13 protein-coding genes are annotated in these 19279 nt (G+C 41.4%); 8 read left to right on the forward strand and 5 right to left on the reverse strand.

The features are described from left to right. Positions 1–61 precede the first annotated feature (61 nt). The gene (locus tag T543_RS13105; RefSeq protein ID WP_035769161.1) at positions 62–2182 is read left to right on the forward strand and encodes a glycoside hydrolase family 3 C-terminal domain-containing protein; all 2121 of its coding nucleotides are present in this window, start codon (positions 62–64) and stop codon (positions 2180–2182) included. Position 2183: 1 nt separating this feature from the next. Here T543_RS13105 and T543_RS13110 read toward each other — a convergent pair whose 3' ends face one another. Genes T543_RS13110 through T543_RS16490 form a run of 4 tightly spaced genes read right to left on the reverse strand, consistent with a single transcriptional unit; the run spans position 2184 to position 7616 of the window. Beyond that, positions 2184–2849 (reverse strand): TVP38/TMEM64 family protein, encoded by a 666-nt coding sequence (locus T543_RS13110; RefSeq protein ID WP_035769163.1) that lies wholly within the window; start codon positions 2847–2849, stop codon positions 2184–2186. Continuing rightward, the gene (locus T543_RS13115; protein WP_051638779.1) at positions 2849–3595 is read right to left on the reverse strand and encodes an alpha/beta hydrolase; all 747 of its coding nucleotides are present in this window, start codon (positions 3593–3595) and stop codon (positions 2849–2851) included. The genes T543_RS13110 and T543_RS13115 overlap by 1 nt, the downstream gene beginning before the upstream one ends. A 14-nt stretch (positions 3596–3609) precedes the next feature. After that, entirely contained in the window at positions 3610–4812 is a 1203-nt protein-coding gene (locus tag T543_RS13120) for a glycoside hydrolase family 5 protein (RefSeq protein ID WP_035769168.1), read from the reverse strand. Positions 4813–4835: 23 nt separating this feature from the next. After that, a complete protein-coding gene (locus tag T543_RS16490) occupies positions 4836–7616 on the reverse strand; it encodes a carboxylesterase family protein (protein WP_197023969.1) in 2781 nt (926 codons plus the stop codon). Positions 7617–7956: 340 nt separating this feature from the next. On the opposite strand from T543_RS16490, the gene T543_RS13130 reads away from it, so the two are divergent. Further along, on the forward strand, positions 7957–9405 hold the full coding sequence (locus T543_RS13130; RefSeq protein ID WP_035769171.1) for a glycoside hydrolase family 43 protein: 1449 nt from the start codon (positions 7957–7959) through the stop codon (positions 9403–9405). 59 nt (positions 9406–9464) lie between these two features. On the opposite strand, the gene T543_RS13135 is transcribed toward T543_RS13130, so the two are convergent. Next, complete coding sequence (locus T543_RS13135; protein ID WP_081830073.1) at positions 9465–10430, reverse strand: helix-turn-helix transcriptional regulator; 966 nt, start codon at positions 10428–10430, stop codon at positions 9465–9467. 362 nt (positions 10431–10792) lie between these two features. Here T543_RS13135 and T543_RS13140 point away from each other — a divergent pair, with 362 nt between their 5' ends. The 6 genes from T543_RS13140 to T543_RS13165 are packed head-to-tail and all read left to right on the forward strand — an operon-like array spanning position 10793 to position 19269. Beyond that, positions 10793–12250, forward strand: a complete 1458-nt coding sequence (locus T543_RS13140; protein ID WP_035769173.1) for an endo-1,4-beta-xylanase — start codon at positions 10793–10795, stop codon at positions 12248–12250. Positions 12251–12276: 26 nt separating this feature from the next. After that, entirely contained in the window at positions 12277–15231 is a 2955-nt protein-coding gene (locus T543_RS13145) for an extracellular solute-binding protein (protein ID WP_035769176.1), read from the forward strand. Positions 15232–15259: 28 nt separating this feature from the next. Then, the gene (locus T543_RS13150) at positions 15260–16198 is read left to right on the forward strand and encodes a carbohydrate ABC transporter permease (RefSeq protein WP_035769178.1); all 939 of its coding nucleotides are present in this window, start codon (positions 15260–15262) and stop codon (positions 16196–16198) included. A gap of 1 nt (position 16199) precedes the next feature. Further along, positions 16200–17063 carry a carbohydrate ABC transporter permease gene (locus tag T543_RS13155; protein ID WP_035769180.1) on the forward strand — a complete coding sequence of 288 codons (864 nt, stop codon included), beginning with the start codon at positions 16200–16202 and terminating at the stop codon, positions 17061–17063. Positions 17064–17081: 18 nt separating this feature from the next. Then, on the forward strand, positions 17082–18605 hold the full coding sequence (locus T543_RS13160; protein WP_035769183.1) for a hypothetical protein: 1524 nt from the start codon (positions 17082–17084) through the stop codon (positions 18603–18605). Positions 18606–18609: 4 nt separating this feature from the next. Beyond that, positions 18610–19269 (forward strand): Yip1 family protein, encoded by a 660-nt coding sequence (locus T543_RS13165; protein WP_035769185.1) that lies wholly within the window; start codon positions 18610–18612, stop codon positions 19267–19269. Positions 19270–19279 lie beyond the last annotated feature (10 nt).

A 19279-nucleotide genomic window follows, 5' to 3' on the forward strand; every position in this document is an offset into this window, starting at 1 on the left:
TTTTTTTATAAGTAAAATTGTACATAAATAGTTTATATGATGTATTAAGGGGAAAGTTTTTATGAACAGAGAAGAGGCAAGAAAAAAAGCTAAAGAACTTGTTAGTAAGATGACTGTTGCTGAGAAGGCATCTCAGCTTAAATTTGATGCGCCTGCAATAGACAGGCTCGGAATACCTGCATATAACTGGTGGAATGAAGCACTTCACGGAGTTGCCAGAGCAGGCACCGCTACAATGTTTCCACAGGCAATTGGACTTGCAGCTTCTTTTGATGAAGAGCTTATGCAGGAGGTCGGCGAAGTAATAGCAACCGAGGGAAGAGCAAAATACAATGAACAGTCTAAAAGAGGTGACAGGGATATATACAAGGGGCTCACATTCTGGGCACCTAATGTAAATATATTCAGAGATCCCAGATGGGGAAGAGGACATGAAACCTATGGAGAAGATCCATTTCTTACAGGGAAACTTGCTGTTCCTTTCATAAAGGGCATTCAAGGAGACGGAGAGCACATGAAGGCAGCAGCCTGTGCCAAGCATTTTGCTGTACATTCAGGTCCTGAGGCTGACAGACATCACTTTGATGCAAAAGCTTCAAAGAAAGACCTTGAAGAGACATATCTTCCTGCGTTTGAAGCCTGCGTAAAAGACGGCAAGGTGGAAGCTGTAATGGGCGCTTACAACAGGACAAACGGAGATCCCTGCTGCGCGCATGAAGTGCTCATGAAGGACTACCTCAGAGGAAGATGGGGATTTGAAGGACATTATTTATCAGATTGCTGGGCAGTTAGAGACTTCCATGAAAACCACCATGTGACAAGAATTCCTGAAGAATCAGTAAAGCTTGCACTTGAGATGGGATGTGACCTTAACTGTGGCTGCACATATCAGAAGGTAATGAACGCATACCGCGCCGGAATGATAGATGAAAAGGTAATTACAGAGTCATGTGAGAGACTATTTACAACAAGATTCCTTCTTGGAATGTTTGAAGAGACAGAATATGACAATATTCCTTTCACAGTTGTTGAAAGCAAGGAGCACCTTGATATAGCAGACAGAGCAGCACTTGAGAGCGTAGTAATGCTCAAAAACGATGGAGTCCTTCCTCTTGATAAAAATAAGATAAAGACAATCGGAGTTATAGGTCCCAATGCAGATTCAAGAGTAGCTCTTATGGGTAACTATCACGGAACATCTTCAAGATATGTGACTATTCTGCAGGGAATACAGAATGCAGTATCAGAAGACACAAGAGTTCTCTATTCAGAGGGATGCGATCTATGGAAAGAGAATATAAGCGGACTTGCCAATCCTTTCTATCCCGACAGACTATCAGAAGCTCAGACAGTAGCAGACTATTCTGATGTTGTAGTTGTAGTACTTGGACTTGATGAAACACTTGAGGGAGAAGAAGGAGATACAGGAAATCAGTTCTCATCAGGAGATAAAAACGATTTAGAGCTTCCTATGTCTCAGAGACTCCTTCTTAAGGGAGTTTTAGATAGAAACAAGCCTACAATCGTGATAAACATGTCCGGCAGTGCTATTAACCTTGAACTCGCAGAAGAGAGAGCAGCAGCAATTCTTCAGGTATTCTATCCCGGTGGAATGGGCGGAAAAGATGTTGCAAAGATCCTGTTTGGTGAGGTATCACCTTCCGGAAAATTGCCTGTTACATTCTATGGCGATGGAAAAGACTTGCCTGATTTTGCGGATTACTCAATGAAGAACAGAACTTACCGCTATTATGAGGGAACTGCTGAGTATCCATTTGGATATGGCCTTACATACGGAAACTGCCTGGCTGAAAAAATAGAAGCAGAAGTAAATACTAAAGCAGGTGATAAGGATTATGCTTTGGTAAAAGTTACCGTTAAAAATACCGGAAAAGTAGATACAGAAGACGTTCTTCAGGTATATATAAAGGACGAAGATAGCGAATTTGCAGTAAGAAACCATAGCCTCTGCGGATTTAAGAGAGTAAAGCTCTCTGCGGGTGAAACCAAAGAAGTTGCGATAAATCTTGATAGAAGAGCCTTTACTTCTGTTGACGAAGATGGAAACAGAGCCATCTTTGGCAAGAACTTCACACTGTATGCCGGCTTCTCTCAGCCTGATGACAGATCCAAAGAGCTTACCGGAAATGCTTGTGCAACTACAAAAATTAGCATTAACTAATTTATTTTTTGCCCTGTTTTCTTTTTAGAACGAAAAACATGATAACGTAAGAAAGTGTTGCAAATACGGCTCCGAAAATAAAGGAGCCGTATTTTTGTGTGGTTAATTGTCTTCCGGCAGTAGTGTAGATAAGAATATGCGGAAATCTGGCTATAAATGTGATGAGGATCCACTGAATGAGGTTTTCTCCTGAGTAGTATCCAAACCAGGCATAGGTATCCTTGGGAAGAGCAAGGAGCATGAAAAGAAAATGAATGAGCTTGGGATTGCGCTCATCAATATATTTTTCAACACTCTTGATCTTTTTGTCTGAGAAAATTTCGCATAGAAGCTTCTTTCCGAATCTTCTGCCGATAAGAAAAGCAAAAGTATTGCCTATTGTCGATCCAAGGTCACATAAAAGTGCTGCTTTAATACCTCCTAAAACATAACCGGATGATAAATAAAACGGCATGCCGGGGATACAGTTTGAAAATGACTGAACAGCGACAAAGGCGCAAAAAACAGCATATCCGGAAACGCCTTTGTCTTGTATATATTGTGATAGCTTATCAGGTTCCCCAATAAACCTAAGCATCGGTCTGCCGACAAGGAAGTAAAAGCTAATGAGGAAAACAGCTATAAAACATATTAGGATTATCAGTTTTCTTAGTTTCTTTTTCTCCATTATCTAGCCATCTGCTCTAACATAAATTCTTTTACAGCCTTAGTTACAAGCTCAAGGTGATGATCATAACAATGAGTATCTCCGGGAATGGTAACAAGTCTGCAGTCTTTGTAAAGCTTTGAAAATTTAACTGAAGTTTCGTAAGGAACAGCTTCATCCTGATCTCCGTGTACAAGAAGAACAGGCTTTGTGTATTTATCTACAAAGTCTTCAACCTTAATAGTCTGAGCAACTCTTGCATAGTTTCCGCTTAGTTTTCTTCCGTCCCAGGCTTCCAGATATTCAGGGATGTTTTCAGGGTCGAATTTAAGCCCCAAAAGCTCGCCGGTCCTTGCAATTTCGGGAATCATGGCAGCAGGAGATAAGGGCATAAGCGCTTTTATAACATCTCTTTCCATAGCTGCAGAAAGCATCACAGAAAGACCGCCCTGAGAGTGACCTGCCATATAAATATCAGTTACAAAATCAAGAGACTTGGCATAATCTACAACAGCTATAATGTTTGTCAGCCACTTAAAAAGTGTGTGGTCCTCAAATTTTCCATCACTCTTTCCGTGTCCGTACATATCGGCACGAAGAGTAGCTATGCCGATCTCATTTAGAGTTTCCTGAACAGCAACAATGTGTCTTTCTTCGCTGTGTCCTGTAAAACCATGAATAATGATACATAAGGGGCATTTATCAGGACCGTTTTTGGGCATATCAAGATATGCATTTAATTTTATACCATCACAATCAATAAACATTTTCTGCCTCCAATTTATCTGCATACATCCATAATAGCATCTACGACGCTTTCACGATACCAGCTTAAGTCATATCTGTTGAAAATAGCGAAATGTTCGTTTCCTTCTTCGTATTGCCCGTTGTCCCACCAAACGCAGGGAACACCGTTGTCTTTGGCAATGGTCAGATAATCTGTGACCCATTTGGTGACGTCTTCTATGTCATCGTTTTTGTGTATAGCACCATATTCAGTGATGATCACAGGAATGCCTTTGTCAAGAAAGGCGCGCTTTATGTCTCTGAAAACAGTCTGGATTTCATTTTTATGGCTGCCATCCCAAGAGTTAAGCTCCCAGTCTTCATCAATATCAAAAGTAAACGCGTAAGGCGTATATGCATGAATAGAAACGCCAAGATGCGCATCATCGGGTATTTCGAGAGCATTAATTGTGACCGGCAGCGGAGAAGCCGCAACTGATGTTATGAGAAGAAGCCTCTTTTCATTTTTTCCACCGGATGCTCTTACTGTATCAACAAAAGTTTTATTTAAGCGGTTTAGGCAATTTCTAACTTCATCTGTGCCGCCATCCCACTCGTGTGCATCGTTTTTTATCCTTGGCTCATTTAGGCCTTCGAAAATCAGATGATCGCCGTAATCAGCAAAATAGTCGGCAATCTGTGTCCAAAGAGCCTTGTGCTTTTCGTCTACTTCATCAATATGGGCATCGTCAGGAATACGCCAGTCCTCTTCGTGATGGGTGTTGATTATTACGTACATTCCATCATCAAGAGCGTAGTTAACAACTTCTTCTACACGGGCAAACCATTCGGGATCAACAGTATAATCAGGTGCATCGCCCATATGATACATGTATGTTGTGGGGATTCTTATAACATCAAAACCCTTGGCATGGACAGCATCTATCATCTCCCTGGTGGTTTCGGGATTCCCCCAGCTTGTTTCGGCAGATAGTCCCGAGGTACCAAGTGAATCAAAGGTATTTCCAAGATTCCATCCTGTGTGCATTTCTGCGACGAGATCTGTAGGTGTTATATCACGCATCTCCATCTTGTCAAAATCTGTCACGCTTGTTTCCTCCATGACTTCTTCGGCAACTTCAGTCTCCGAAGACTCTGAAGTTGCTTTTTCTGCGTTCCCGCATCCTGCGAGGCAGCTTAATGAAAGAAAAGCTGCCGCAGAAACGGAAATTGTTTTTGTAATAGTTTTTTTAAACATAGTAACTCCTAAAAATAATATGATCAGTCGTGTAAAAATTCGATGGAAGCAAGGCTGCATGCTCCGCTTCCCTTGCAGCGAAGGTAAAGTGCATGAGTTCCTGAAATCTTATCAAAGTGAGTTTCGCCTGCAGTCCATACATTAGTTCCGATAACGGAAATCGTGCCGAGAGCTTTTTCATTAATGCCTGTTGCTACTTCGAATTCGCCATTGAAATAAGCCTTTGTGCGGATTCTAAGACCGGTTACATCATGGAGATCAAAATACTTAAATCCAATGACAGTTCCGTCTGTGATCGCCTTAATATATCCGGGTGCCTGAACACCGTCGCCGCCTTCCTGGACAACTCTGGGAGCATCACCTTCAACATATATAGAATGCTTCTTAGTAAATATGTTACATGCGATGTATGCCGGATACTCGCCTATATCTGATAAGGGAGCACCGTTAAGACCGCAGGATGTTATCTCAACCTGAGGAATTTCTCCGTTATCATTTATGTGTAATTTTTCTGCGCATCCCTGTCTGCTGAACCAGTTACCATTAGTATGTCTGTGGTAGAAAATATACCAGTCATCACCAATCTGGACCATGCTTCCGTGGTTGTTTGCACCGTAAGCTGAAGGAACCTCAGCTTCTTTGTAGCCGCCAATATGAAGGTCACAGTTACTTACCAGTACGCCGCCGTATTTGTAAGGACCTTCCGGACTTATAGAAGTAGCATAACATAATTCATGCATAACTTCAGAAGAATAAATGAAGTAGTAAGTATCCTTGCATTTCCTGATAGAAGGTGCTTCAAAGAATGCATGTCCCTCAAATTCTGTTCCTGCACTGTACATATTTCCGGGAGCTATGAATTTAGGCGCTTTTTTTACAGTGAGCATATCTTTGTCAAGTACTGTCAGCATGGAGCCGTGGCGGGATTTATCGCCTTGTCCGCAAAAACCTGTGAAAAGGTATGTTAAGCCGTTCTCTGTAAGTACGCCGGGATCAAACTGCGGCTCATCTCCCTCTTTATCGCCGAGTTTTGTTCCGTCCTCATAGTGAACATATCCATAGAATTCGTAAGGGCCTGCAGGCGTATCACTTACGGCAACGGAGACAACCGATACCTTATCAAGTACATAGTAGAGATAGTATCTGCCGTCAGGACCAACGGTAACATCGGGAGCATATAGACACATATGACCATCTTCGTTGAGAGGATCCTGGGTTTTCTTATATATTACACCTTCGTAGTGCCAGTCGCCCAGGCTGTTTATTGGAGCTGACCAGCAGACATAGTCTCCAAGGCAGAATGTCTCACCGTTATAGAGGTCATGCGAACCGTAAACATATACCCTGTCACCAAATACGTAGGGTTCTCCGTCAGGAACATATTCCCATGAAGGAAGATAAGGATTAACAGCCTGTTTTACGGTATTCTGTCTGATGCCGCCTTCCATCCTGGGAGATGCGCCATAGCCCATGAATTCCATCTCTGCATGGAGGTCTTTTTTATAGGGCTGCCATGTGGGAAGGCTGTTAGTATCTCGTCCTGTTCCGTTAGGGTCACCTGTCTTTATGAAATTTGCGAAATAATCGCACATCTGTCCTGCAAGGTCGTAATGTCTTCCTGTGTATGGTCTGTGGCACATATCCATATTGTCGAAGAAAAACCACAGATCACATGAATGGAAGGTTCCGGGATAGGAATCATTCTTGTGACCGTCTCCGGGGATATCGGGATCAAAGCGGTAGTAGTACATATTCTGTTTTGATCCGGCTTCTTGTCTAAGCAGGAATGTGGATTTGACAGCCTGTTCAACGACACTTACTCCGTTAACAAGGAATTCATCTGTAGTATTACCGGATACGATCGGAGCATTAGCGCAATCGCCTCTTGCGATCATATCTATTGGACTTTCGCTGCAGAACTTGCCATCAAGTATCGGGAACATACGAGGATGATCCTTAACATATCTGTTATAGCCGTTAAATATTTCTTCAAATGGAAGCTCTCTTGCTTCCTTAAGAGATTTTACCCCGAGGAAATCAAAGAAATCCTTCCCTCTTTTTTCTGCTTCAGCAAGATTTATAGGCTCGAAAATATCATCACTATGATTGGGAAGTCTAATCATGCCACTCATAATGAAGGCGCCTTTTACATATTTTCTGCTCTTTTCATTTACAAACTGATGCATTGTGCTGGCGCCGCCTGCTGACTGACCTGAAATTGTTATCTTATCGGGATCTCCGCCAAATGCTGCGATGTTTCTGCTTACCCACATAAGTCCGGCCTGCTGATCAAGAAGACCAAAGTTGCTTGGAGCATCCGGAGCCTCGGCTGTTATTTCGGGATGAGCCATATAGCCAAAGCAGTTTAGACGGTAGTTCACAGTGACAACGATTACTCCGCGTCTTGCAAGCTTTTCTCCGTTAAATTCCATTTCGGATGGATAACCCCACTGAAAACCGCCGCCGAAGTACCATACAAGTACAGGGAGCTTATCATCTGCAGAGTTTGCAGGAGTCCAAATATTTAAATACAGACAGTCTTCGTTTATTTCGACACCGGAATCTACATGCCACTCGCGGCAGTAGAGATCGTCTCCCATGCCGGGTTTGTCCTGAACGGAAATAGGACCAAACTCAAAACAATTAAGCGTTCCATCCCAGTCCTTACAAGGCTGTGGTGCACGGAATCTGTTTTCGCCAACAGGCGGTGCGGCAAAAGGAATCTTCTTAAATACGGTTACTCTGGGATCGTTTCCGGGTAACCCTCTGACTTTACCATTTTCAACTTTTGTTTCTCTTATCATTTCATAACCCCATCTTTCATTTTTGTTTTTGTAATATAAGAGCTCTGGACTCTTACCCATTTTTTATATCCATAAAACCATTTTAAGTATTTGTCTTTTTCCAAGTCTTATCAGATATTGTCACCTAATGATCAAAGTTTGCCAAAATAAAGGAAATCGCAACGCATGAAATGATTTCCGCAATTTTTTTGTGGCGATATGGTTTCACATTTTATATCTTATGCTGTAGGACAAAATATACCTTAAGTGAGAGGGCAACAAATTATAAAAACCATAGACTTTTGCAGGTGATTTTTTGTTTATGCCTGCATGAAGTCACAGAAACAGAAAGGGAAAGTGTATGGAAACAGTAGCGACAGAAGTTAGTATTGAAGAGAGTTACAAAAAACTGTCAGATCACAATCCGCTCATGGTTCAAAGATTTGGCGCAGATCCGTATGCTCTTGTTTATGAGGACAGGGTATATATGTACATGACGGGGGATGATTTTAGTTATGATGAAAAAGGAGAGGTTACAGAAAATACTTACGGTAACATAAATACAATAAACGTAATATCTTCCGACGACCTCGTTAACTGGACAGATCACGGAACAGTATATGCAGCAGGAAAAGACGGAGCTGCAAGCTGGGGAAACAACTCATGGGCCCCTGCGGCTGCTTACAAAAATATAGACGGACAGGATAAGTTCTTCTTGTATTTTGCAAATAACGGGAACGGAATAGCAGTTCTTGAAGCTGATACGCCTTACGGGCCTTTTACAGATCCAATCAAGAAGCCGCTGATCTCAAGGGATACACCTACATGCGCAGAGGTTACATGGCTTTTTGATCCTGCAGTACTTATGGATGATGATGGATCAGCATATATTTATTTTGGAGGTGGTGTGCCTTCACCTGATAAGGCAGCGAACCCCGGAACAGCAAGAGTTGCAAAGCTCTCTGACGATATGATCCACATCGAGGGCGACCCCAAACCAATAGAGAATGTTGATTATCTGTTCGAAGATTCTGGAATAAACAAGATAGATGGGACATATTATTACTCTTATTGCTCAAACTTCAGTATGACAAAAGCAGCAGAAAAAGAGCTCGGCTTTGATCAGGGCGAGATCGTCACCATGAAGTCAAAAAATCCGATGGGACCTTTTAAGAGATGTAATCCGGTACTTAAAAATCCGGAGCATTTCTTTGGTCTTGGCGGAAATAACCACCACTGCATATTTGAGTTTAAGAAAAAATACTATATAGCATATCACTCAAGAATTCTTGAAGAGAAGATGGGAATCCTTAAGGGCTACAGAAGCACCAATATTGATGTTCTTTCCTTTAATGAAAAGGGAGAGCCCTCTGCAAGCAGAGGAACGAGAAAGGGAGTAAAGCAGCTTAAACCGATCGATGCTTTTAAAGAGAACATGGCTGTTACGATGTCCAACTCAGCCGGAATAAAAACTACCCAGTATGGCGAAGATGCTGTTAAGTACGGATCCGGAGACATGATCGTTACGGATATAAGTGACGGAAGCTGGATAAGTGTAAGCGGAGTGGATTTCGGAATAGACGGAACTGATTCTCTTACAGTATGTATAAGAGGAAAAAGCGGCGGAAAAATACATGTGCGAGTAGAAAAACCTGACGGAGAAGAAGCGGGAGTTATTGATTTAAAAGGCATTACAAGTAAGTTTAAGGAAAAAACAGTAAAACTTGATAATAAGATAGTCGGAAAACATGACCTCTTCTTTGTATTCGAGGGAGAAGACTTTGAGATGCTTTCATGGAAGTTTAACTAATTCATAGATGATATATGTAAACTTTGCCTGCCATTTTTAAAAGAGGAGTCGGATGCTTTTTAAGCGTCCGGCTCCTGTGATACATCGCCCATATCCTGATTGGATATTCCACCTGAAAACAGGGTCCTGTACTCGCCCGGAGTGCATCCCTTTTTCATCTTAAATGTTCTGTTAAAAGTAGGAATACTTGAAAATCCCGCCTGAAGAGCAATATCTGTAATTGAAAGATCGTCCCTTGTAAGAAGAACTTCTGTTGCCTTGATCCTTCTGTTTATCAGATAGTCATAGAAAGTGCAGTGCATGTATTCCTTAAATAGTCTTGAGAAGTGGAACTTGGAAAAACCGCTGAAAGAAGCCACATCCTCAAGGGTCAATTTGCTGGTATAGTTCTCATCAATGTAGTCGATAGCATTGTTTAATCTGTCAAAATACTCACGCCTCTTAACAGGTGAAGTCTCATTAAAAAGCTGCAACTTGTTTAAGTGATATCTTGAAAGAACGGTAAGTATCTGGAAAAGGTGCGAGTATATCGAGAATTCATAGAATTCTGTTTTCTGGAAATACTCAGTCCAAATTTGTGAAAACAAATCGTAAATCTCATTATATATAGGAGCATATTCATCAGGAGTAATGTGGATTGCATCCTTTAGCATGGAAATAAGTCCCGAATAGCCTCTCATAGATGAAAAGAAATCGATGTCAAAAAGGCAGATATATCTCTCTCCGGAGCTGGGTGCATGGAGATAGTGAGATTTTCTGGGCGGGATAAAAAGAATATCACCGGGCAGAACATGATGCCTCTCCGTATCAACATCCACATCATAGTAATTATTTATAGGTAGTATTATCTCAAGGGCGTTATGCCAATGTGTTGCGAAATCAATTGTCTCGATATTGTGCCAGATTCTGATAGAACTATCCTTGGGGAAAATATACTTTTCATTATTACCTTCAACGACACGTTCTCTGTAATCTGTATTTTGCTGATAATAATTTAATTTGAGATTGTCATTTATTTTAATCATGATTCCTCCGGCACAATGCAATCGAAATGCATTAAAATGCGTCTTTATCTAAGTAAAATGCACAACGAAAAATGTTTCGTGCAGTGCCATAATAACACAAATGAAAACAAAAAACTATCAGATTTTGCTATTTGAATAAATTGTGAACAGAAAAATTGTTAATGAAAATCGCGATTTTTAAAGAGTTTTGTAAAAAGTGCACAAAAAAGTGAGGTGCAATTTTTATACCAAATCGCAATATCTGAAAGGCTAATTGCAACAAATGGTAGGCGACGCAGCAATAAAGCCATTATACTAACCATTGTCAAAATCAATATGGATTAGCAAAATTTGGGAATTAAAAATTTGGGAGGATACACAATTTGTATCGAAGGGGAAAAACAGTTGGCTCTATTTTGGCGCTGGTAGCAGCATCAGTACTTGCTTTGGAAGGCTGTGGAGCGCCTGTTCAGAACAATATTTCAGATAATAAAAAAGGTACAGAATCTTCCGCTAATGAAACTCCAAATAACAGCGACACTGATGAAAGCTCTGAAGAAAGTGATGCCGCGGAGGCGGGATCAGCAGAGTCTTTAGAAAAAGATGGAGAAGAGATGGGAGATAATAATGAGGTTCAGGAAATTCCCGCACTTCGTGACTGCGTAGAACAAAAAATGGGATGTAGGATCGGATGTGCGATAACCGGACAGGAACCATGGGATATACCTCTGTGGAACCTTGTGACCACACACTTTAATGCAGTGACACTTGGGAATGAGTTAAAACCGGATTCGCTTTTTGGATATAGCGTTGAGAAGTGTCCGGGAACCGAGGAAGCAGAGCTTAACGGAGAAACGATCACGGTACCTGTGCTTGATTTCTCCAATCCGGAGAAGATACTTAATAAGCTTCTTAAATGGAATGAAGCAAATCCGGACAGGAAGATCGAAGTCAGAGGACATGTGCTTTTGTGGCATTCGCAGACACCTGAGTGGTTCTTCCATGAGGAATATGATAAGACAAAGCCTTATGTAACAAAAGAAGAAATGGACAAAAGGCTTGAGTGGTACATAAGAGAAGTTCTCACACACTTCACCGGCGATGAGAGCGAATACAAAGATCTGTTTTACGGATGGGATGTCGTAAACGAAGCGATTTCAGATGCGACAGGGTCTTTCAGAACGGATACGGAAAATCCCGATGAAGATCTTCTTTCAGACAGACATGGTAATAATTCAAGCTGGTGGCATGTATACCAGAGCGAAGAATTCATAATAAATGCTTTTAAATATGCAAACAAATATGCACCGGAAAATCTGGAGCTTTACTATAACGACTACAACGAATGCGTTCCTAAAAAGAGAGAAGGAATCATAAAGCTCTTAAAGGAAATTAAAGATGCACAGGGTGCTCCCGGAGAGGGAACAAGGATAGATGCGATGGGAATGCAGGGACATTACAATGTGGCATCTCCTTCGGGGACAGAGGTTCAGGCATCTGCAGAAGCCTACGGCGAAGTAGTCGGAAATGTCCAGATAACAGAGTGGGATCTGAGTGCATCTGATGGATATGACGGAAGCGAAGAAGCCAAAGAAGAAGAGTACGAGAAACAAAGAAAGCAATACAATCTCATGTACTACGGATTGCAATCAGCTCAGAAATCCGGAAAAGTGAAGATCACGGGAATGACATTCTGGGGAACGGTTGATAAATATTCATGGCTTAACTTTAGAAGTAATGTCGGCGGCGGAAGCAAAAAAGATCAGAAACAATGCCCGCTTTTGTTTGATGATAAATATGAGCCAAAGCCCTGTTTCTGGGTGTTCGCAGATACTAATTAAAGATAAAGGAAAAGAGTAAGCATAACATGAGCAAAAAAGTAAAAACCACATTAGTAGTTATAGCAGCCTTAGCAGTTGTCTCATGCATATTGGTCTTTCTTTCAAGAACAGAAAAGAAAGACTTCCATGAAAAATATGAAGGCGTGGATCTTACTGCAGATGTTGCGGGAATGGAACGAGAGGGAAGCTATTCAGGATACCTTGCCGACCACAAAGATGCAAAGATGCAGACAAGTGATGTAGATGTAGATCTTTTCACTTACGAATCTGAAGGAACTGTAAGAGTTGAAAAGGGAGAAGCAAAAGACGGAAGCGATGCTCTTTTTACAGACACAGGATCCAAGGTAAGCTGGAACGTAAATGTTCCCGAGGAAGGAATGTACAGATTGTACATAGAATATAAGCTTCCCGAATCACGTGGAGTTCCTGCCGAGAGAACAGTTTACATCAACGATGAGCTTCCTTTTGAAGATGCAAGAAATATTTCATTCACAAGAATGTGGATGGATGATGGAGAACCTAAGGTAGATAACCAGGGTAATGAAATAAGACCAAGACAGGTTGAATATTTCGACTGGCAGAGTGCTTACTTTAGAGATGATATGGGATATATCGCCGAACCCTATATCTTCTATATGAATAAGGGCGATAACAAATTGACATTCGAAGCTGATAACGAACCGATGCTTCTGCAGAAGGTAGTTGTAAAGGGAATTGAGGAAAGACCTACATACGAACAGTATTTTGCAGAGTGCAATTCAAAGAATGATTCAGATGAAGCAAAAAGCTTCAAGGAAATTGTTCAGGGTGAAGATTCAACACTTAGATCAGAATCATCTCTTTATGCAAAGTATGACAGATCATCACCGACCACAATGCCGAACAGCGTAACAACAACAGTGCTTAACTATGTTGGTGGTGAGAGCTGGAGAAGCTCAGGTCAGTGGATAGAATGGAACTTCGAAGTTCCTGCAGATGGTTTTTACAATATCTGCGTAAAAGGACGTCAGAACTACGCAAGAGGTTCGGTATCAAACAGAAGCGTATATATCGATGGCGAGATACCTTTTAAAGAACTTGAGGAAATATCATTTGACTACAACAATGACTGGGATAGCCTGACACTGGGAGATGATGAAAACAATCCCTACAACTTCTACCTCACAAAGGGTACTCATACATTAAGGCTTGAGGCAACACTTGGAGGCATGGGTGCAATCCTTGAAGAAATGGAGGATTCAACCTACAGACTTAACCAGATTTACAGAAGAATACTTGTTTACACAGGAGCAAATCCTGATGTTTACCGTGATTATCATATAGATACAACATATCCTGAGATCATGGAAGCTATGGATCTCGAGGCAAAGCGTCTGTACAAGATAGTTGATGACATGGTTGCATACTCCGGACAGATGGCGGATAACATCGCAACAGCACAGACGATCGCTCAGCAGCTTGAGAGATTCTGTGAGAAGCCTCAGAAGATAACAACAGAGTTTACAACATTTAAGGACAACATTACCTCAATGGGTACTGCTTCCCTGAAAATGAGTGAGACAAAGCTCGATATTGATTATCTGGTTGTTTCAGGAACGCAGGCAAACTTTAAGAAAGACAAAGCAAACTTCTTCACCAAGGCAGCGCACGAAATCAAGTCATTCGTTGCATCATTCGTAGTTGACTATAACTCAGTAGGTGATGTCTATGAGGAAGGTAAGGATAGTGACGTAGTAAAGGTTTGGGTTTTAACAGGTCGTGATCAGGGAACAATACTTAAATCCATGGTCGATGATGACTTTACACCAAACTCAGGAGTAAAGGTCAACGTAGAAATTGTTGATCCGGGAGCACTTCTTAATGCGGTACTTGCAGGAAGAGGACCGAATGTAGTTCTTTCAGTCGGCGCAGATCAGCCTGTAAACTACGCACTGCGTGGTGCAGCAGAAGATATCACACAGTTTGAGGGATGGGAAGAAGTTATGTCCCACTACTCAGAAAGCTCATATGAGCAGTACAGACTAGATGATCACATCTACGGTATTCCTGAGACACAGACATTCAACGTAATGTTCTACAGAAAAGATGTCCTTGATGAGATGGAACTTGAGATACCGCAGACCTGGCAGGAACTTATAGAAATGCTTCCTACGATCCAGGGAAACAACTTATCGATCGGTATCCCTACCGCAGCAGGAAGTAGCGGTGCTACAGCAGCTTCAACTTCCATAATGTCAAATGTACCTGATCTTTCAATGTATTTCTCACTCCTGTATCAGTATGGCGGAGATATGTACAACGAAAACGGAACAAAGACAACAGTCAATACGGAAGCCGGTGTAAGAGCATTTGATGACTATGTAAGATACTTTAACGATTACAATATACCTACTATTTACGACTTTGTAAGCAGATTCCGTTCAGGAGAGATGCCAATAGGTGTAGCACCATATTCAACATATAACACACTTATGGTATCAGCGCCTGAAATAAGAGGCCTTTGGGACTTCACTCTAATACCTGGAACAGAGGTAACAAGAGACGGCAAGACATATATAGACAGATCTGATTTCATCACTGGAAATGCAACGATGATGATAAGCACAGAAGATGAGAGTCTGAAACAGGCTTCATGGGAATTCATGAAGTGGTGGGCTACTGCAGATACACAGATAAGATTCGGTAGAGAAATAGAAGCTCTTCTTGGATCTTCAGCAAGATATGCAACAGCCAACAGAGACGCATTTAAAAATCTTTCATGGAGTGCAGAAGACATAGAAGTACTTGATGACCAGTGGGATCAGACCGTAGGAATCAGAGAGGTTCCCGGCGGATACTTCACCGGAAGACACATTTCAAATGCAATACGTAAGGTACTCAATCAGAAGGTTGACTCACGTGAAACAATCATCGACTACTCGATCCTTATAGATGAAGAGATAGAGAAGAAGAGAAAAGAATTTGGAATGCCGGTGGAATAAGAAAAAGACCGATTTTGGGAGAATAAACATGAAGGAATATCTGCATAAATATTTTGTACTGCGTAAGCACAATATAAATGTAGCCATGAAGAAGGCAAAAAACCGAAAGATGTGTTACCTCTTCCTGGCACCGTACGCAATCTTATTTACGATGTTTTATGTGTTTCCTGTAGTTGCTTCAATCTACTACAGCTTCACATATTACAACATACTCGAACCTCCTCGGTTCATAGGACTTCAGAATTATGTCAGTCTTGTACTTCAGGATGACATCTTTCTGATAGGTGTGAAAAACACATTGATGATAGCGCTGATAACCGGCCCGCTTGGATATATTTTGTCCTTCCTATTTGCCTGGCTCATCAACGAGCTTCCAAGGTGGGTACGAAGCATAGCTGTCATCGTGTTTTACGCACCGTCTATAGCAGGTAACTGCTATGTTATCTTCTCAGTATTCTTCAGAGGAGATGCTTACGGATACGTAAATGCATTTTTGATGAATTTGGGAATCATCGATGCTCCTAAGCTTTGGTTCATCGATCCAAAATATATGCTTCCCATCTGTATGCTGGTTATCTTATGGATGAGTTTGGGAACAGGATTCCTTTCATTCGTAGCAGGTCTTCAGGGTGTAGATAAAGCACAGTTTGAAGCAGGATACATGGATGGAATCAAGAACAGATGGCAGGAGCTTTGGTACATAACTCTTCCGAACATGAAACCTATGCTTATGTTCGGTGCCGTAATGTCAATCACACAGTCCTTTGGTGTTGCGGATGTTACCATGGCACTTTGCGGATATCCAAGTACGGATTACGCAGCAAGAACAATAGTTACCCACTTGTTTGACTACGGTTTTTCAAGATTTGAAATGGGATATGCCTGCGCAATAGCAACAATATTGTTCTTAATGATGATTCTTTGTAATAAAGCAATTCAAAGTCTGTTAAGGAGAGTTGGAACCTGAGATGAAAGGGAAGATATTAAAGAAAAGAAAGCCAAACAGATCAATTGCAGGAGATATAGCACTTTATCTGTTCCTGCTTCTCGTAGCATTTGTTATGGCATTTCCAATTATATATGCTGTCAGCAGTGCATTAAAACCGCTTGATGAATTATTTAAGTTTCCGCCCAGAATATTTGCACAGCATCCCACACTGGACAACTTCTCTGATCTGTTTGTCACTATGGGAAAATCATGGGTTACCTTTTCAAGATACCTGTTTAACACTGTGTTCATTACATTCTTCGGAACATTTGGACATCTGATCATTGCTTCCATGGGTGCATTCGTACTTGCCAAGTATGACTTCCCCGGAAACCAGACGTTCTTCAAAGTTGTTACGGTAGCCATGATGTTCACCGGTTGGGTAACACAGATTCCCAACTACCTGATCCTCAATAAACTTGGATGGATCGATACATACTGGTCAATCATCATTCCTGCATTTGCTTCACCTATGGGCCTTTTCCTTATGAAGCAGTTCATGGAAGGGCTTCCGACATCACTTATAGAAGCAGCCAAAATTGATGGTGCTAATGAATGGCTTGTATTTTCAAAGATTGTTATGCCCAATGTTAAGCCTGCTTGGATGACACTTATCATCTTCTCTGTACAGGCTCTGTGGAACAACAAGGCATCAACATATATCTACTCAGAAGAGAGAAAAACACTTGTATATGCCCTGCAGCAGATTCAGTCAGGTGGTATCGCAAGAACCGGTCAGGGTGCAGCAGTACTTGTTGTAGTAATGATCGTACCGATTATCATATTTGTATTATCTGAGAGCCAGATACTTGAAACAATGGCTAGTTCAGGTCTTAAAGACTGATGCGGAAAGGATGAATGGATGATGAGTAGAAAACTTGGAAAACTGATAAAATCCTCTGCCGCAATAGTGACCGCGCTTTTCACACTGGTATCGCCGATCACGGCTTATGCAACAAGCGATGGCGGATACACATACAATTACGATTACTGGGGAGATTATCAAAACAGTGCGGATTGTTACAACGTTTGTAAGGTGTTTACATCCACTGAGTTGGGACTTGATGTAAAGCTTAAAAATCCTCAGGGTATGTTCTCCTTGGGAGATAGCATTTATATCTGCGACAGCGGAAACAACAGGATCATAGAACTTCACATTGCTTCTGAGGAATCACTTGAAGTTGTAAGAATCATAGACAGCTTCAACGGAGGAAGCGGAAACAATACCTTTAACAATCCAACAGATATTGCAATATCGGATGAGGGAAACATCTTCATTGCAGATCAGGGAAATGCGAGAATTCTTAAGCTCGACAAAGACCTTAACTACATTATGGAATTTGTAAAGCCCGATGATAATACTCTTGATCCCAAGCTTGTATTCCAGCCAAGTAAGCTTGCTGTTGATACGGCTGAGAGAGTTTACTGCATAGCAACCGGTATTAACAAAGGTCTTGTCAAATATGAAAATGACGGAGTATTTTCCGGATTCGTCGGAGCTACACCTGTTTCCTTTGACTGGACAGATTATATATGGAAGAAACTGGCATCTCAGGAACAGAGAGCTAAGATGGAATCCTTTGTACCTACAGAGTATGAAAATATTTTCATGGACTACGAAGGTTTCATATATGCAACCAAAGCTCGTACCGTAGATCAGGCAAGAGCGGATGAGAACGCAGTAAGAAAGCTTAACCTTATGGGTAACGACATCCTGGTTTCAAACGGTGACTGGTCCGTAGGTGGTGATCTGTATCTTGGATCCGGTGGTGGTTATGAAGGTCCTTCAATTTTTACAGATATAACAGTTATGGAAAATGACATCTATGTATGCCTTGACCGTAACAGAGGAAGGCTTTTCGGATATGACGATCAGGGTCACATGGTATTCGCATTCGGCGGAAACGGTAACATGGATGGTTATTTCAGACAGCCTTCCGCAATAGAGCGTCACGGACATGAGTTATATGTTTTAGACAGTCTTGATTGTTCAATAACAGCTTTTGTTCCTACAGCATTCGGCGATCTGGTTTACCAGGCTATCGAAGAATTCGACAAAGGTAACTATGAGGCATCCGAAGCAGCATGGCAGGAAGTCATGAACCAGAACGGTAACTATGATCTTGCTTACATAGGAATAGGAAGAGCACTTCTTCGCCAGAAGAGATATAAAGAGGCGATGAACTACTTTGAACTTAAGTACGACACAGAGAACTATTCAAAAGCCTACAAACAGTACCGTAAAGAGTGGGTTGAGGATCACATCGTAATAATCGTAATCGTTATTCTACTGCTGTTCCTTGTACCGCTTTCAATCGGCAAGGTTAAGAAAATACGCCATGAGATTGATACTGCAGATATCTTCGTAGCTGGCAGAAATGGGTGACTAAATGATAGTAAGTACAACAAAAGAAAAATTCGACTGGGCAAAATATAAAGATTCGCTGAAATTTTCGCTATATTGCATCACTCATCCACTGGATGGATTTTGGGATCTGACACATGAGAAAAGAGGCACGATAGCTGCAGCGAACACAATACTGGCGCTTACGTTACTGATAAGAATAATGAAGCTTAGATATACAAGTTTCATATTTATGCAGGTTTACTGGGAAGACTTAAATATCTTCCTGTACCTTGCAAGTATTCTGTTTCCGCTAGCCTTATGGGTAGTAGGAAACTGGGGACTTACAACACTTTTCGATGGAAAAGGAAGACTTGATCAGGTGTACATGGCAACATGTTATGCACTTACACCTTATCCGCTTATACAGTTCCCGCTTATGGTGTTTAGTAATTTTGTAACCGTTGACGAGGCGGAATTCTACAGCGTAGTGAGTGCATTATCACTATTCTGGGCAGCAATGCTTGTAATCGCTGCTATGGGGCAGATACATGAATACTCAGCAAAAAAGAACATTTTGTTTACGGTGGCTACACTGTTTGCAATGCTTGTAATGATATTCATTTTGATGATTTTCTTTAGCATGATTTCCCAGGGCGTCGCATACTTCATATCCCTGGCAAAAGAATTGATGTTCCGAATATAACAAGAGGTGA

It is taken from the genome of Butyrivibrio sp. NC2002 (assembly GCF_000702265.1).
GTDB lineage: Bacteria > Bacillota > Clostridia > Lachnospirales > Lachnospiraceae > Butyrivibrio.

Bases quoted from the DNA above. Each gene is read 5' to 3' on its own strand.
- T543_RS13105 (WP_035769161.1), top strand. From the start codon at position 62: ATGAACAGAGAAGAGGCAAGAAAAAAAGCTAAAGAACTTGTTAGTAAG.
- T543_RS13110 (WP_035769163.1), bottom strand. From the start codon at position 2,849: ATGGAGAAAAAGAAACTAAGAAAACTGATAATCCTAATATGTTTTATA.
- T543_RS13115 (WP_051638779.1), bottom strand. From the start codon at position 3,595: ATGTTTATTGATTGTGATGGTATAAAATTAAATGCATATCTTGATATG.
- T543_RS13120 (WP_035769168.1), bottom strand. From the start codon at position 4,812: ATGTTTAAAAAAACTATTACAAAAACAATTTCCGTTTCTGCGGCAGCT.
- T543_RS16490 (WP_197023969.1), bottom strand. From the start codon at position 7,616: ATGATAAGAGAAACAAAAGTTGAAAATGGTAAAGTCAGAGGGTTACCC.
- T543_RS13130 (WP_035769171.1), top strand. From the start codon at position 7,957: ATGGAAACAGTAGCGACAGAAGTTAGTATTGAAGAGAGTTACAAAAAA.
- T543_RS13135 (WP_081830073.1), bottom strand. From the start codon at position 10,430: ATGATTAAAATAAATGACAATCTCAAATTAAATTATTATCAGCAAAAT.
- T543_RS13145 (WP_035769176.1), top strand. From the start codon at position 12,277: ATGAGCAAAAAAGTAAAAACCACATTAGTAGTTATAGCAGCCTTAGCA.
- T543_RS13150 (WP_035769178.1), top strand. From the start codon at position 15,260: ATGAAGGAATATCTGCATAAATATTTTGTACTGCGTAAGCACAATATA.
- T543_RS13155 (WP_035769180.1), top strand. From the start codon at position 16,200: ATGAAAGGGAAGATATTAAAGAAAAGAAAGCCAAACAGATCAATTGCA.
- T543_RS13160 (WP_035769183.1), top strand. From the start codon at position 17,082: ATGATGAGTAGAAAACTTGGAAAACTGATAAAATCCTCTGCCGCAATA.
- T543_RS13165 (WP_035769185.1), top strand. From the start codon at position 18,610: ATGATAGTAAGTACAACAAAAGAAAAATTCGACTGGGCAAAATATAAA.